Below are 16,575 nucleotides of genomic sequence, written 5' to 3' on the forward strand. Positions count from 1 at the left end.
TTAAAATTGATAAAAGGAGCTTTTTTAGTTCATCTTGCATCTATTAAAGGGTTAAAGACAAACTAAAAATCCATTGTGAAGGTCTGGAGTCTATGCCAAAATTTTCACTTGCGGTTTCACTAAAAGCGGTGTTATCGGTAAATGCGCCTTCATATCGTACATCCAGTCCCAAATTACCTAAGTTAACTCCGGCTCCTAATTGATAGCCTACGGTAATATCGTTTTCTACATCACTGATTTTAAAGGTGCCATTTTCAATTTCGTTATTGGTAATGTACTGGAATGAGGGGCCTGCTTTAACATTTAACGGGCCAAGAATATCGATTCCCAATAATACCGGTAAGTCTATTTTATTCAGATTATAGTCGAATGCTCCATAATCTGTAGACAATTTGGTGTATACAAGCTCGGGTTGAATGAAAACCGAGGAGATGCCAAATTTAGCGAATATTCCAAAATGATAACCTGCTTTTTCTTCTCCATTGGTGATGTCTGGAAAATCTTCTTTAGCGTCTGAAAAGTTATCGATATCTCCCGTAGATCCATAATTTAGCCCTCCTTTAATACCAAATTCGGTAGATTGTGCCCATAATCCTGTAGAGGCCAGGCACAGCATAATGATTAAAATTTTTTTCATGATATAATTTATTAGTTAAGTATAAAACGCAAATTAACCGGTAAAATTTTCATCTAAAATAACAAAGCCTTTTAAATATGAATTTAAAAGGCTTGTTTTGTGATAGTTTAACGCTTTTTAAGCTTTTATTTACGTTTTATAACTTTTTCTGAAGCAGCTACAATAGCTTCAGCGTTAAGGCCGTATTTGTCCATTAATTGTTCAGGAGTGCCACTTTCACCAAAAGTATCTTTTGTGGCTACAAACTCCTGTGGAGCGGGGTGATGCTCGGCTAAGGTTCTGGCAACACTCTCTCCTAAACCACCAAGGAAGTTATGTTCTTCAGCAGAAACCACGCATCCGGTTTTTTTAACCGATTTAATAATCGCTTCTTCATCTAGAGGTTTTATCGTGTGAATATTGATAATTTCAGCACTAATACCTTTTTCTTCTAAAGCTTCGCCGGCTTTAATGGCTTCCCATACTAAATGACCTGTAGCGATTATGGTAACATCGGTACCTTCATTCAGCATAATGGCTTTACCAATTTCAAATTTTTGATCGGCCGGAGTAAAAATTGGCACTTTAGGACGTCCAAAACGTAAGTAAACAGGACCTTCATGTTCCGCAATGGCAATGGTCGCTGCCTTGGTTTGGTTATAATCACAAGGGTTGATCACGGTCATTCCCGGTAACATTTTCATAAGTCCAATATCCTCAAGAATCTGATGGGTTGCCCCATCTTCTCCTAAAGTTAAACCTGCGTGAGAAGCACAAATTTTTACATTTTTCCCAGAATAAGCAATAGACTGTCTAATCTGGTCGTAAACACGGCCTGTAGAAAAGTTTGCAAAAGTTCCGGTATAAGGGATATAACCTCCAATAGTTAATCCTGCGGCCATTCCCATCATATTTGCTTCAGCAATTCCTGTTTGGAAAAAACGCTCTGGATTCGCCTCAATAAAATCGGCCATTTTTAAAGAAGGGGTAAGGTCGGCACAAAGCGCAACTACTTTTTCATTGGTTTTCCCAAGCTCTGCAAGTCCTGCTCCAAAACCACTTCTTGTATCTTGTTTTTCTGTATAAGTGTATTTTTTCATTGTATTCTTTTTTGGAAAAGAGGATTTAGTAATCACCTAAAGTTTCCGGGTTTTGTGCAAGTGCACTTTCTAATTGTTCATCGTTTGGAGCTTTACCATGCCACTCGTGTGTACCCATCATAAAGTCTACTCCGTTACCCATTACTGTAGTAAGTAAAACACAAACAGGTTTTCCTTTACCGGTGTGTTGTTTAGCTTCTTTTAATCCTTCGATTACTTTTTCGATATCATTTCCTTCAGCAACTTTTAAAACATCCCATCCAAAAGCTTCAAATTTAGCTTTTAGGTCTCCCATGTTTAATACGGTATCTGTACTACCATCAATTTGCTGGCCGTTCACATCTACTGTAGAGATAATGTTATCCACTCCGTTTGCCCCGGCATACATGATTGCTTCCCAGTTTTGACCTTCCTGAAGCTCACCATCGCCATGAAGTGTAAATACCAGTTTATGATCTTTATTTAATTTTTTTGCCTGTGCAGCACCTAAAGCTACAGACATTCCTTGTCCTAAAGACCCAGAGGCAATGCGTACTCCCGGAAGCCCTTCGTGAGTCGTTGGGTGTCCTTGCAGGCGAGAATTAATCATTCTAAATGTTCCTAATTCTTCAACAGGGAAATATCCGCTGCGTGCAAGTACACTGTAGAAAACGGGAGAAATATGACCGTTAGAAAGGAAGAAAATGTCTTCTCCAATTCCGTCCATATTAAAACTAGGATCGTGATCCATTATTTCCTGATAAAGTGCTACTAAAAACTCGGTACATCCAAGAGAACCTCCCGGGTGGCCAGAGTTTACTTTATGAACCTGTCTTACAATATCCCTGCGTACTTGGGTAGCAAAACTTTTTAATTCTTCAATGTTTGCCATTATATAGTTATTGTTGTGAATATTTCTTGCTAAAATAAGCTAATATTATGCTTTCTCAAAACTAAAGGGAATGAGTATTTTATATAAGTGTTAAATTTACATTTTATTTTTGGAATATCTTAATACTTTAATTTGCAGAAATGTTAAGTATCTTTGCAGCCATTAAAAATTTTTATGGAATTTGAACTTTTAAAGACCGATCCCTCCAGTAAAGCCCGAGCCGGTAAGATTACTACAGATCACGGAGTTATAGAAACCCCTATTTTTATGCCTGTAGGAACGGTAGCCTCTGTAAAAGGGGTGCATCAAACCGAGTTAAAGCAAGAAATTGATCCGGATATTATTTTAGGAAATACGTATCATCTTTATTTACGTCCTAAAACCGGGATCCTAAAAAAGGCAGGCGGACTTCATAAATTTATGAACTGGGATCGTAATATTCTAACCGATAGTGGAGGTTATCAGGTTTATTCGCTTTCAGGAAGAAGAAAAATAAAAGAAGAAGGGGTAAAGTTCAAATCGCATATCGATGGTTCTTATCATACGTTTACGCCAGAGAATGTAATGGAAATTCAGCGTGAAATAGGAGCTGATATTATTATGGCGTTCGACGAGTGTACTCCTTATCCCTGTGATTATAATTATGCCAAACGATCGATGCAAATGACGCATCGCTGGCTGGATAGATGTATTAAGCATTTTGGGAATACACCGCCACTTTATGGATATAATCAAACACTGTTCCCTATCGTTCAGGGAAGTACCTATAAAGATCTAAGAAAACAGTCTGCAGAATATATTGCGTCTAGAAATGCAGAAGGAAATGCAATAGGAGGCTTATCTGTTGGTGAGCCTGCCGAGGAAATGTACGCAATGACGGAAGTGGTGACCGAGATCCTTCCTGAAGATAAACCACGATATTTAATGGGTGTGGGAACTCCCATCAATATTTTAGAGAATATCGCTCTTGGTATCGATATGTTCGATTGTGTAATGCCTACCCGAAATGCAAGAAACGGAATGCTTTTTACAGCACACGGCACTATCAATATCAAAAATAAAAAATGGGAAGACGATTTTTCCCCAATAGATGATATGGGAATTACCTTTGTAGATACCCAATATTCTAAAGCATACGTTCGCCATTTATTTAGCGTTAATGAAATGCTTGGCAAGCAAATTGCAACCATTCATAACCTTGGTTTTTATCTTTGGCTGGTACGAGAGGCCAGAAAGCATATTTTAGCAGGAGATTTTAGAACCTGGAAGGATATGATGGTGAAACAAATGGATAAAAGACTATAAAAACATCGTAGTTTGAAAATTTTAGACTGGTATATTTTAAAGCGCTATTTAGGAACCTTTAGTATGATGCTGTTATTGTTTATCCCTATTGGGATAACGGTTAATCTTGCTGAAAAAATAGATAAGATTCTTGAAAATGAAGTTCCTTTTATGGAGGTCGCCGAATACTATCTAAATTTCACGATTTATTTTGCCAATCTTTTATTTCCGCTCTTTTTATTTTTATCCATTATCTGGTTTACTTCAAAACTGGCTAATAATACCGAAGTTATTGCTTTTTTAAGTAGTGGGGTCTCTTTTTATCGATTTTTAAGACCCTATATAATTGGGGCAACTATCGTATGTATTGCAGCTTTAGGACTAAGTATGTTTTTGGCACCCAAGGCCAGCAAAGGTTTTAATGAATTTAAATACGAATATCTAAAGCGAGGTCACGAAACCCAGGAAACTAAAGATGTATATCGGCAGGTAAACGATGACGAGGTGATTTATGCCAGTCATTTTCGTCCCAAAACACATACGGCCAGTAACTTTGTGATAGAACATTTTGATGGCAATCAGCTAAAATTTAAAATAAGTGCTTCCAGGTTAAAATTTAATACTGAAGATTCTACATACACCTTGACTAATGTGGATAAGAGGGTTATTGGTGAAAACGGAGATATAATGAGTAGTCAAGCCAAATTAGATACGATTTTACCTTTTGAATTTGACGAATTAACGCCAGAAACTTATATCGCTGAAACCTTAAGTTTTTCAGAATTAAACGAGTTTATAGAAAAAGAAAGTCGCCGTGGATCGGGCAATATGAATATGTATCTGGTGGCCGCCTATAAAAGAGTCAGTATTCCGGTTTCCGCATTTATATTGACTATTATCGCGGTAGCAGTATCTTCTATGAAGCGCCGTGGCGGGATGGGTGTAAATCTTGCTGTAGGAATTTCCCTGGCCTTTATTTTTATCTTTTTTGATAAGGTTTTTGGTACAATAGCCGAGCAGTCAACCTTTTCGCCGCTTCTGGCAGTTTGGATTCCCAATATCTCTTTTGGGATCTTAGCGGTGGTTTTATTGTTAAAAGCAAAACGTTAATAAAAATAATTAAGCTCAGGCTTTAATTCTTCGATTTAAAGTTTGTTATATTTGTAGGCTCAAATTAAAACAACCATAGCTACTTATGGAATATTTAGACTTTGAATTACCGATTAAAGAGCTTGAAGAGCAGTACGAGCGCGCCTGTAACATTGGTGAAGAAAGCGAGGTAGATGTTACTGCTACCTGCAAGCAAATCGAGAAAAAACTTCAGGAAAAAAAGAAACAGATCTATAAAAATTTAACTGCATGGCAAAGAGTGCAGTTGTCCAGACACCCTAATCGTCCTTATACCTTAGATTATATTAATGCCATTTGTGGAGATACTTTTTTAGAGCTACATGGCGATCGAAGTGTAAAAGATGATAAAGCCATGATAGGTGGTCTTGGTAAAATTGGTGATCAAAGTTTTATGTTTGTTGGCCAGCAAAAAGGGTACAACACAAAAACAAGGCAGTACCGTAATTTTGGGATGGCCAATCCAGAAGGATATCGCAAAGCTTTACGCCTAATGAAATCTGCTGAAAAGTTTAATCTTCCTGTTGTTTGTTTTGTAGACACTCCCGGTGCTTATCCAGGTCTGGAAGCCGAAGAAAGAGGGCAGGGGGAAGCCATTGCCCGAAATATTTTAGAAATGACACGCCTTAGTGTGCCAATTATTGTGGTAATTATTGGTGAAGGAGCCAGTGGAGGTGCTTTAGGAATAGGTGTAGGGAATAAAGTGTTAATGTTAGAGAATACCTGGTACTCTGTAATTTCACCTGAGTCTTGTTCTTCTATTTTATGGAGAAGCTGGGAATATAAAGAGACCGCAGCAGAAGCTTTAAAACTTACTGCTGAAGATATGAAAAAACAAAAGCTTATCGACGAGATTGTGAAAGAACCACTTGGTGGAGCACATAGCGATCGTGATGGAGCTTTTAAAGCGGTAGAAAAATCTATTTTAAAAGCGTTTGAAGAGCTTAAAAATTTATCAAAAGAAGATTTGATAAGTTCCAGAATGGATAAATATTTAGATATGGGAGTCTATCAGGACTAACCCGTTAAAAATCATAACAGATAAGGGGAATCCGAAACAAACGTTTCGGATTTTTTTGGCCTTATTAACAAAAAAATAAAGTTTTCAACAACCAAATTGTTTACTATTAGTGAACTAGAAATCACTATTTTTTTAAGAACTACTTAACAAATTGGTTACATTCGTGCTATGGAAAAAATCGCAACATCACCAGTATATAATAAACAAAATTCTAATGTAATTAGTCTCGAGAAGGGAAAAATACCTCCGCAGGCTATTGATTTAGAGGAAGTTGTTCTAGGAGCGATGATGATCGATAAAAAGGGGGTAGATGAAATTATCGATATCCTACACCCCGATGCCTTTTATAAAAACTCGCATAAGCTTATTTATGAAGCCATTTTCAAACTTTTTGAAAATACCGAGGCGATTGACTTATTAACGGTTTCCAATCAGCTTAAGAAGGATGGGAATTTTGAAAAGGCCGGTGGTGATTATTATCTAATTCAGCTTACCCAAAGAGTATCATCATCTGCCCATATCGAGTTTCATGCAAGAATTATTCTTCAGAAATATATTCAGCGTAGTTTGATAAAAATTTCTGCTGAAATTATCGAAGAAGCCTACGATGAAAGTGTCGATGTTTTTGACCTTTTAGATTCGGCTGAAGCTAAATTGTACGAAGTTACTCAGGGAAATATTAAAAAGTCTACCGAATCTGCACAGAGTTTAGTAATTCAGGCTAAAAACAGGATTCAGGAGATCTCAAATAGAGAAGGATTAAGTGGGGTGCCTTCAGGATTCGATAAGTTAGATGAACTTACTTCGGGATGGCAGCCTTCAGATTTAATTATTGTGGCGGCACGTCCTGGTATGGGGAAAACGGCACTTACCTTATCCATGGCAAGGAATATCGCCGTAGGACAGGGAATACCCGTAGCTTTTTTCTCTCTGGAGATGTCTTCAGTACAGTTAATTACCCGTTTGATTTCTTCGGAAACCGGACTTTCTTCAGAGAAATTAAGAACCGGTAACCTTGAAAAGCACGAGTGGGAGCAACTTAATGTAAAGGTAAAAGATCTTGAAAAAGCACCACTTTTTATAGATGATACTCCGTCTTTATCGATTTTCGATCTTAGGGCGAAAGCACGTCGTTTAGCTTCTCAGTTCGGAATTAAACTGATCGTAATCGATTATTTACAGTTAATGACAGCGGGAGGAACGCAAAAAGGAGGAAACCGTGAACAGGAAATTTCTACGATTTCCCGAAACCTTAAAGCGCTGGCAAAAGAATTAAATGTGCCGGTAATTGCGCTTTCTCAGCTATCGCGTGCGGTAGAAACCCGTGGAGGCAGCAAAAGACCATTACTTTCTGACCTTAGGGAATCTGGAGCAATCGAGCAGGATGCCGATATTGTATCGTTCATTTACCGTCCCGAATATTATAAGATTGAAGAATGGGATGATGAAGAGCGTTCTCCAACTGAAGGACAGGGAGAATTTATTGTAGCAAAACACCGTAATGGTGGTTTGGAAAATATCCGTCTTAAATTTATTGGTCATCTTGGTAAATTTGATAACTTAGAAGAGTTTGATTCGCCTTTCGAATTTCATTCAAAAATGAATGATGGTGACGATGATAACGAATTTGGAAGTGGTAATCTTCCAAGTCCAAGTGCAGATGAAGCTTTTGGAAGTGCTATGAACGATTTTAATCAGGATGATGATAGTGACGTTCCGTTCTAAATTAAGAAACATTATAAGAAATAACGAAAGACAGTTTAAGGCAGTAATGCTTTTTACTGTCTTTTTCTTTTTTGGTTTTACCGGGTTTGCCAATAAAATTTTGGTCCCTATGGATGCAGATGCACAGCAAAATCACCTTAAAGCCTACGGGGTCACCTATTTTGCTTTAGAAAATCAAATTAGGGCCCAGTGGTTATTAAATTATCGCGGTGGTTCTTTTCTTTTCGATGCTGAAGAAATTTTACAGAAAGAATGCAAAATTAGGGGTGTTTCTTTTGAAATATTGACCGATAATGATGCCCAGGCGATAGTAGACGAAATTTCGAGTCCTTCTAAAAATATGGAAAGCGTGATTTTAGAAAAGGCGCCAAAAATTGCGGTCTATTCGCCTAAAGGAAATAAGCCCTGGGATGATGCAGTGACCATGGCGCTAACTTATGCTGAAATTCCCTACGAAACTATTTATGATACTGAAGTTTTAAACGATGCCCTTGTTCTTTACGATTGGTTGCACCTGCATCACGAAGATTTTACCGGGCAATATGGCAAATTTTACAGAGCGTACCGAACCGCTCCCTGGTATATCGAAGATAAAAAAAATGCAGAGGCCCTGGCTGCAGAACTTGGTTATGATAAAGTTTCAGATGAAAAACTTGCTGTTGCCTTAAAAATTAGGGATTATGTAGTAGGTGGCGGATTTATGTTTGCCATGTGCAGCGCTACCGATAGTTTTGATATTGCGCTGGCTGCCGAAAATACAGATATAGCCGAACCCATGTTTGATGGCGATCCTAGTGATCCCGGATATCAGTCGAAGTTAGATTTTACCAATTCTTTCGCTTTTACCGATTTTATTCTGGAAAGGGATCCTATGGTATATGAATTTTCTTCTATAGATATGACGGCTAAAAGAGCCGTACCTGTGGAAAAAGATTATTTCACCCTAATGGATTATTCGGCAAAGTGGGACGTGATTCCTACCATGTTAACTCAAAATCATACCAGATTGGTAAAGGGATTTATGGGGCAAACTACCGCTTACAATCCAGATAATATAAAAGCCAATGTGCTGGTGATGGGAGAGAATAAGGTTAATGGAGAGGCTAGGTATATTCATGGGGTAAAAGGCAAAGGATTTTTTACGTTTTATGGCGGGCATGATCCCGAAGATTATCAGCATAGAGTGGGGGACCCTAAAACCGAGCTGGAATTGCATCCAAATTCTCCCGGCTATCGATTAATCCTTAATAATGTGTTATTTCCGGCAGCCAAAAAGAAAAAGAAGAAAACATAAGGATCATAGCCTAACACCAATAATTGTCTTTTTTAGCTATGATTTCTTTGTAGTTACAATTTAAAAATGAAGATTGGCATGAAGACCTTTCAGAAACAAATATCGCTAAAACCTAAATCCCGGGGATTTCATTTAGTAACCAGTGAAATTGTAAGTCAGTTTCCTGAGATTGGTGAAATTCAGCAGGGAATTTTTCAAGTATTTATAAAGCATACGTCGGCAGGATTAACGATAAACGAAAATGCAGATCCTACGGTAAGGGACGATTTTGAAAGTCATATCAATAAAATGGTCCCTGAAAATCAATCTTATTATCGCCATACTTTTGAAGGTTCAGACGATATGCCGGCGCATATTAAAGCCTCGCTCATGGGAACATCGGTACAAATCCCGGTGACCAACGGAAAACTTAATCTGGGAACCTGGCAGGGTATTTATTTATGTGAACACAGAAATCACGGTGGTTCCCGTAAACTGGTGTTAACCCTAATGGGGACATAATTTTACAATAAAGCACCGATTTTCTTTGCCTTTAAAGCCGCTTATCTTTAATATATCCAATTTTGGAGAGGAGGTACGGAATAACAATAACAGATAATTATTTGAGAGGAATGTTTATGATAAGGAGTATAGTTTCTATTATTTTAATACTATTAAGCGCTCTAACTATTGAAGCCCAGGAACTTTATGAGATACCTAAAGGCGTTTCTACAAGCTGGGCGAGTTTCGAAAATGCCAGTGCAGCAAAGGGCAGTGGCGGTAAGGAAAATAAAGGCGCAAAAGGCCATCCTTTCGATCGTATTCCGGCAGGAGAAAGCCTTGATCTTTTAAATATCGAGGGCAGCGGTACGATTAAAAGGATATGGTTAACCATTAGTGATCGTTCGCCTATGATGCTGCGGGCATTAACTATTAAAATGTTTTGGGAAGGTAGCGATAAACCTGCTGTAGCGGTACCTCTGGGAGATTTTTTCGGGATAGGTTTAGGTCAAAAGACAGCTTTTGAAAGTAAACTTTTTAGCGATCCTGAAGGTCGTTCTTTTAATTGTTTTATTCCCATGCCATTTAAAAAATCGGCTCGCATTACGATAACCAATGAATCTGATAAAGATCTGGATGCCATTTTTTATGATGTGAACCTGTTAAAGGAGAATCATGAGGGCGAACTATTTTATTTTCATGCTTATTGGAATCGGGAGAAGAATACTAAGTTAGGGGAAGCTTTTAAGATCCTGCCAAAAGTTGAAGGGAAAGGACGTTTTCTAGGAACCAATATGGGGTTGGTTACTCATAAATTATATAAGGATACATGGTGGGGTGAAGGCGAAGTTAAAATGTATATCGATGGCGATTCTAATTTTCCCAGCCTTGTTGGTTCTGGAACAGAAGATTACGTAGGTACCGCCTACGGCCAGGGCACTTACGATCATATGTATCAGGGATCACTGGTAGCCGATAAGAAACAGGGGGCATTTGCTTTTTATCGTTATCATATACCAGATCCTGTGTATTTTTATAAGGATATTAAAGTGATTATCCAGCAGATGGGCGGGGCTCCCAGGGATGTCGTAAGAAAACTTGTAGAAGATGGAGCAGATTTAATTCCGGTGACCATCGATCACGCACCTAATTTCACTAAATTATTCGAATTAGAAAATCCTTCCAATCTGATGGATGAAAATTTCCCAAATGGATGGACTAATTTTTATCGAAGTGATGATGTATCGGCAACGGCCTATTTTTATTTAAACAAACCATATAGCAAGTTACCGCAGCTTCAATCTGTACAATTAAGAACAGAGGATCTAATAAATGCCGAAGTCATAAAAAATGACCTATAGATCATTAGGGGAGCTAATGTGTTCTGCGTTTTAAATGAAAATTTTACTCGATAATTAAGATTAAAAGTCTCATGCTCCTGGTTGGGGTTAGTTTTTATTTTGTAGGGCTTTTTCTAAATCCACTTTTAAAGGAGAGGTTATGATTTTAGCCTGTTTCTGTAGCATCTTTATCCAGTCTTCTTTGCTACTTACATCTCCACTTTTTTCCCAGGCAAATCCTGCGTAATAAGTAAACGTACTTTTAGGTGTTGTAGTAATTAAAAGGTTACTTTGGTCTGGAACTTTGCTTATATAAGCAAATGCCGAATCGATCTCAGCAGGCTGCATCACAATACCTTCACCAACTTTAGTATCGTCGATGCTTTCCCAATGCATTATCCATCCCTCTTCTTTGTTAATTTTATATTCTCCCTCGTTGTTGTGCAACGTAATACCGGCTGCGTAGTTAGGGACATCTTTCACAGATTCGAGGCGAATTTCAAATTTTGAAAAATGAGAACCTAAGGCCAGGCTTATTCTTTTGGTTTCCTTTACCTTATAAGGACCCCAGGGATCGTAGCTGAGTTCAAAAATTGTTTTTAAAGGGCCGCTCACGATAGTTTTATATTCCATAAAGTTTTGGGAAACATAAAGACTGTCATCCTCAAAAATTCCGATACCTCCTAATCCGCGACTGTTACCTACATGATAAGGATCATAACCTTCACCATGATCTGTATGGTAATATCCGGGATTTTTTACATGCTCAGCGTACCATTTATTGATAATGGATTTGTTGGTGCGTTTTAACCAAACATCGATTCCGCTTGAAAGTGTACTTCCCGCAACACCTTCTAAAGCTTCTTTTTGTCCTGTGGGACCATAGGTTCTAAAAGCAACTTTATCATTTTCCCAGGCATAATCATCGGTTCTCTCAGGTACAAATCTGGAATACGCCACGGCCTCTTTTTCGGGCATTGAAAATGAGCTGTCGCTAACTATTTTATAAGTCGACGTTTTATTTGCACCAACCTTAGCCATAAATAAAAATTCTTCGGGTTTACCATCTTTATCGTAATCTACCCATTGATGTCTTATGGTTTTTCCGGTAGAATCTTTAATATGAATATCGTCAATAGAAGTATCTTCAAATTTGGCTAATAATTTTTTAGCTTCAAAACTTACAATTTCATTTCTTTCAAAATCCAGCTCATTACTTACTAAAAGGGCATAACCAGATTCTTCGGTTTTTTCGGGTTTACATCCCACAGCGAGCAAAAATCCAAGAATAGAAGTTGTAATTAGTTTTTTCATTTTTTTGTTCAGTTTACTATTATTGTTTTAGGAAAGGTCTTTGTTTAAAGAAAATTCAGAAGGTAACTGACCAAATTTCTCCCTAAAAATTTTCCTAAAATATTTAGGGTTATTAAAACCAACTTCCAGGGCAGCTATAGATATATTTACTCCTTCTTTTTCAATCAAATATAAGGCTTTGTCGAGTTTTATATCACGAATATATTCATTAATACTCTTACCGGTAAGTGCTTTGATCTTGCGGTACAATGATGCACGGCTCATACCCATTTCTTCTGAAATTAATTCCACCAATTTACCTTGTACCTGAATATGAGTATGGACTTTTTCCTCAAATTTTTTCAGGAATTCTTTCTCAATTTTAACCTGCTCATTTTTGACTACATTATTAGTGTTTTCAGACCCTTCTTTTTGAAGTAGGTTTTTCTGTAAGCTGAATTTACGATCCAAAAGATTTCGAATCCTGGCCTCAAGAATTGCAATGCTAAAGGGTTTGGTTATATAATCGTCTGCGCCTTCTTTATATCCTATTACAATAGATTCTTGCGCATCTTTAGCAGATAGTAAAATTATAGGAATATGGGTTGTTTCTTTTCTCGATTTTAGTGTGCTGGTAAGATCGATCCCACTTTTTATGGGCATCATAATATCTGAAATAATAAGATCTGGAACATGCATTATAGCCATGTTAAGACCTTCTTGCCCATTTAACGCATGTAAAAGATCATACTTCTCTTTTAAAATCGAAGATAAATAATGATGAATATCTGGATTGTCGTCAATTAATAATATTAACTCCCTATCGGTATCAGGGTAAAGCAACGCACGGCTTTCTAATTCTTTGTTTTCGTTTAGGAGATCTGTAGTTTTTTTTATGAATTCGGCAACTTCAGGAGTATCGGTATTTTCTGAATGCGAGGGTGTACCTTTAGGTAAAAATACTTTAAAAACAGTATATTGATTTTCGATACTTTTGGCATTTATTTTCCCACCGTGCAATTCAATAAAACGTTTAGAGAGTGCCAGGCCAATACCGCTCCCGTCTTTCTTTATTTTTTCGTCGGAATGATAGTACCAATCGAAAATTCTTGGTAAGATTTTAGCAGAAATACCTGCACCATTATCTTTAATCGAAAATTGATAGCCATTGGCTTTTTCTTTTAATTTAATCTTTATTTGATCTCCTTTTGAGGTATACTTTAGCGCATTAGACATTAAATTATTGAAAATGATATGTATTTTATCCACGTCACAGTAAATTGTAGATTTCTCTAAATCGATATTCTTAATAATTTCAATATCTTTTTTCTTCGCGATAGGCTCGTACATTTCAGTCCATTTCAATAAGGATTCTGCGAGATCGTTCTTGGTGATATTTAGCTTATTTAAGCCTTCTTCAGTTTGTCTAAAGTCGAGTAATTTGTTTATCCTGTTTAATAAGGTTTTTGCATTTTTTTCAATGATTCTTAAATTATTGACATGTTCTTTTTTCCGAATTTCAATTAATAAACTTTCAACCGGAGCCAAAATCATGGTTAAAGGTGTTTTAAGTTCATGTGAAAATCCCGTATAAAAACGAAGCCTTTCTTCATTAAGATCCTGTTCTAACTGACGTTGGTTTTTTTCGAAAATAAGGGATTGTTTTAACTTAACTTTTTCAGCATAATAGTTTAAACCAAACCAAATAAGGAGTATTGAGATGATGAAATAAGCTATATACGCCGGAATTGTTCGCCACACAGGAGGGATAACTTCAATAAATAACTGGCTGTAGGATTCCAGATAATCATTATCGTTCGTTTTTAATTTAAGCTTATAATTTCCTGGTGGAAGTTGGCTAAAATTGATACGTTTCGCATTTTTAATGTTAATCCAATGGTCGTTGTAGCCCTCTAAAAAATAAGAGTATTCAATATTATCTGATTTTGGGTATTTTAAGGAGGCAAAATCTAGAGAAAATAAAGCCTGATTGTAACTTATTTTTAAGGTATCGCTTAAGAAAATAGATTTATCTAGAACGGTTTGGGTACTATCGCCAAGACTTATACGCTCTCCATAAATCTCAAGATCCTTGAATACCGTAGGGAAATTTGTTTTTACAGGATTTGATAAGTCCCTGGTATCAAAAATATTTAACCCTTTATTTCCTCCTATTAATAAAATACCATCTTGTGTTAGAAGGCTAGCACCAATATTAAATTCACTTTCCTGTATGTTATTAAAGTTATTAAGGTTTCTAATGCTATTCGATTTTAAGTCGTAAAGACTTATGCCATTGTTAGTGCCTATCCAAAAATTTCCTGATAAATCGCGGATAATAGAATTAATGGTATTGTTGCTTAAACCATCATTCATAGAGAAGCGTTCTGCTTTTTTATTGTTGATGTTTAGCTTTAATAAGCCTTCATTCATGGTACCTACCAAAAGAGTATTTTTATCTATAAATTCAATGCTGAAAATGATATTTATAGGGAAATTTGCATTTTGAGTATGAAAACCTGAAGATTCTCCTGTTTTAAAATTATATTTTATAACGCCATTGCCGTAAGTGGCGAGCCATATTTCTTCAGGATCTTTTTGGACAATATCCCTTATATCAAGTTTCCCAAGCTCGTCAATATATATAAAATTGTCTTTTTTAGGATTATATTGATATAATCCCCCACGGTTTGTGCCTACCCAAATATTGCCCGCTAAATCTTCGAATATCGATCGAACATCACTACCATCAGACACTTTGGTGTCTAAATAAGTGGTTAGTTTTTTTGTTTTAAGATTGTATTTGCTTATTCCTTTGCGGTAAGTGCCAATCCAGAGATTTTCTTTAGAATCTTCTAATAATGAAAGAACCAAATCACTTGGAAGATTAATATTCAGTTTACCGAATTGTTTAGAAGTTTGGGAGTATGTGTTAATTCCCCCACCGTCAGTGCCAATCCAAATATTATCATCTTTTCCTTTGGTAATTGCTTTTACACGATCGTGAGATATTTGAATGTCATCATTAGTAGAATGGTCGATTAGTTGAATGGCTTCTCCTTTTGGATCTACAAAATCTAAACCAGCCTCAGTACCTATCCATATATTTCCATTGGAATCTTTAAATAGGTTTAAAATGTTACGGTTAAAAACGCTACTACCATCGGTTTTGGGACAAAAGGACTGGATTTTAATTTCTCCCTCATCAGATAAAGAGTTTGGATCAAGAATATTTAGACCGCTATTTCTTGTTCCTATCCATAATAAACCCTGGTTATCTTCAACCAGGCTGCGAATAGCATCATCGTTAAGGTCACTATTCCCTTTATTAATATCCACTATTTTGTTTTCTTCAGAAATCAGCTTTAAACCTTCATCGGTTCCTATCCAATGCCTGTTTTTAGAGTCGGTATAAATAGTGTTAATCCTGCCATGAAAAAGTTTCTCGATTTTTGTTACAATCGTATCATTTATGGAAATGCAGTATAATCCATTATTGTAAGTGCCTACCAGTACAGAATGTTGATCCTTTCTATCCAATACGCTAATGCGATATTCTTTTAGTAAAACGTTTTCGTAAACATTTTTAAATAGAACAGGTATATGCTTATTTTCCTTTATAAAATGAACACCATGAGAGTAATCCCCTACTACAAGTATGTTTTTAGAATACTCAAGAATACTGGTAATTCCATCAGATAGATAAGAATTTTCTATTGATTTTTGCTGAAATAGATTTTTCTGGAGATCATAGATATGAATTCCTCGATTAGTGGCCAGAAATAAATCACTATTCTTTGCAGGTATGATTTGCTGGATATAGTTATTAAGCAATCCAGAATTTTCCTTATCAAATTTTTCAAATTCGTTACCATCAAATCTGTTTAAACCAGAATTCGTTCCTATCCAGATAAAACCTATTTCATCTTCTGTAATTGAATTAACGATGTTATTGGATAATCCATTTGAAGTATCATAATGGTAAAATTTAAGTCCGTTAGGAAACAGGGTACCCTGCTTACAGTCCTGGGCATACGTTTTCAAACCTATAAGAGAAGCAATAAGTAAAAATTGAAGATGAATTTTTGTTTTTATGATTCCCATAACCTGTATTTTAAATTTTCACTATACCATCAACAGATCAAAGTGATTTATTTTTTAAATGATACAAATATTAATAAATGTATAAAATAAACTAAAAAAAACACTAATATTTTGTTAACCTGTTTTAATAGTATATAACCTTTTTAAAAATCAATATTTAAAAAATATTTCCTAGATGATTTTTTCATTAGAAAGGCTTAAACAGGCAATTCCACATAAAAAACTTAAAAAGTCTAATGGGGTAGACTATTATAGATACGTGAAAAGGAAAATGATTTGGAGCAACTTTCGATTGCAGATGATTCATAAAAAGATGATT

12 protein-coding genes are annotated in these 16,575 nt (G+C 36.3%); 7 read left to right on the top strand and 5 right to left on the bottom strand.

The genetic code is table 11. The annotated features are described in order from the left end of the window. Window positions 1-43: 43 nt before the first annotated feature. The 3 genes from L1967_RS07155 to L1967_RS07165 form a co-directional block, all read right to left on the bottom strand. On the bottom strand, window positions 44-637 hold the full coding sequence (locus L1967_RS07155; RefSeq protein WP_249601047.1) for an outer membrane beta-barrel protein: 594 nt from the start codon (window positions 635-637) through the stop codon (window positions 44-46). A 125-nt stretch (window positions 638-762) separates the two neighbouring features. Beyond that, entirely contained in the window at window positions 763-1,716 is a 954-nt protein-coding gene (locus L1967_RS07160; RefSeq protein WP_249601048.1) for a transketolase family protein, read from the bottom strand. A gap of 25 nt (window positions 1,717-1,741) precedes the next feature. Next, window positions 1,742-2,587, bottom strand: a complete 846-nt coding sequence (locus L1967_RS07165; RefSeq protein ID WP_249601049.1) for a transketolase — start codon at window positions 2,585-2,587, stop codon at window positions 1,742-1,744. Window positions 2,588-2,761: 174 nt separating this feature from the next. On the opposite strand from L1967_RS07165, the gene tgt reads away from it, so the two are divergent. From tgt to L1967_RS07200, 7 genes are all read left to right on the top strand, one after another. Continuing rightward, window positions 2,762-3,892: a tRNA guanosine(34) transglycosylase Tgt gene (tgt, locus tag L1967_RS07170; RefSeq protein WP_249601050.1), complete on the top strand. Its 1,131-nt coding sequence runs from the start codon at window positions 2,762-2,764 to the stop codon at window positions 3,890-3,892. 12 nt (window positions 3,893-3,904) lie between these two features. After that, entirely contained in the window at window positions 3,905-4,981 is a 1,077-nt protein-coding gene (locus L1967_RS07175; protein ID WP_249601051.1) for an LptF/LptG family permease, read from the top strand. A gap of 85 nt (window positions 4,982-5,066) precedes the next feature. Next, entirely contained in the window at window positions 5,067-6,020 is a 954-nt protein-coding gene (locus L1967_RS07180; protein ID WP_249601052.1) for an acetyl-CoA carboxylase carboxyltransferase subunit alpha, read from the top strand. A gap of 168 nt (window positions 6,021-6,188) precedes the next feature. Beyond that, the gene (dnaB, locus tag L1967_RS07185) at window positions 6,189-7,745 is read left to right on the top strand and encodes a replicative DNA helicase (RefSeq protein WP_249601053.1); all 1,557 of its coding nucleotides are present in this window, start codon (window positions 6,189-6,191) and stop codon (window positions 7,743-7,745) included. A 46-nt stretch (window positions 7,746-7,791) separates the two neighbouring features. Continuing rightward, on the top strand, window positions 7,792-9,039 hold the full coding sequence (locus L1967_RS07190) for an asparagine synthetase B (RefSeq protein ID WP_420856405.1): 1,248 nt from the start codon (window positions 7,792-7,794) through the stop codon (window positions 9,037-9,039). Between the two features lie 78 nt (window positions 9,040-9,117). Beyond that, complete coding sequence (locus L1967_RS07195; RefSeq protein ID WP_249601054.1) at window positions 9,118-9,540, top strand: secondary thiamine-phosphate synthase enzyme YjbQ; 423 nt, start codon at window positions 9,118-9,120, stop codon at window positions 9,538-9,540. 116 nt (window positions 9,541-9,656) lie between these two features. Then, a complete protein-coding gene (locus L1967_RS07200; protein ID WP_249601055.1) occupies window positions 9,657-10,880 on the top strand; it encodes a glycoside hydrolase family 172 protein in 1,224 nt (407 codons plus the stop codon). Between the two features lie 87 nt (window positions 10,881-10,967). On the opposite strand, the gene L1967_RS07205 is transcribed toward L1967_RS07200, so the two are convergent. Together L1967_RS07205 and L1967_RS07210 are read right to left on the bottom strand one after the other, a co-directional pair. Continuing rightward, entirely contained in the window at window positions 10,968-12,173 is a 1,206-nt protein-coding gene (locus tag L1967_RS07205; RefSeq protein ID WP_249601056.1) for a DUF4861 family protein, read from the bottom strand. Window positions 12,174-12,200: 27 nt separating this feature from the next. Next, entirely contained in the window at window positions 12,201-16,256 is a 4,056-nt protein-coding gene (locus L1967_RS07210; protein ID WP_249601057.1) for a hybrid sensor histidine kinase/response regulator transcription factor, read from the bottom strand. Window positions 16,257-16,575 lie beyond the last annotated feature (319 nt).

The sequence above is a fragment of the Zunongwangia pacifica genome (genome assembly GCF_023499215.1).
Lineage (GTDB): Bacteria > Bacteroidota > Bacteroidia > Flavobacteriales > Flavobacteriaceae > Zunongwangia > Zunongwangia pacifica.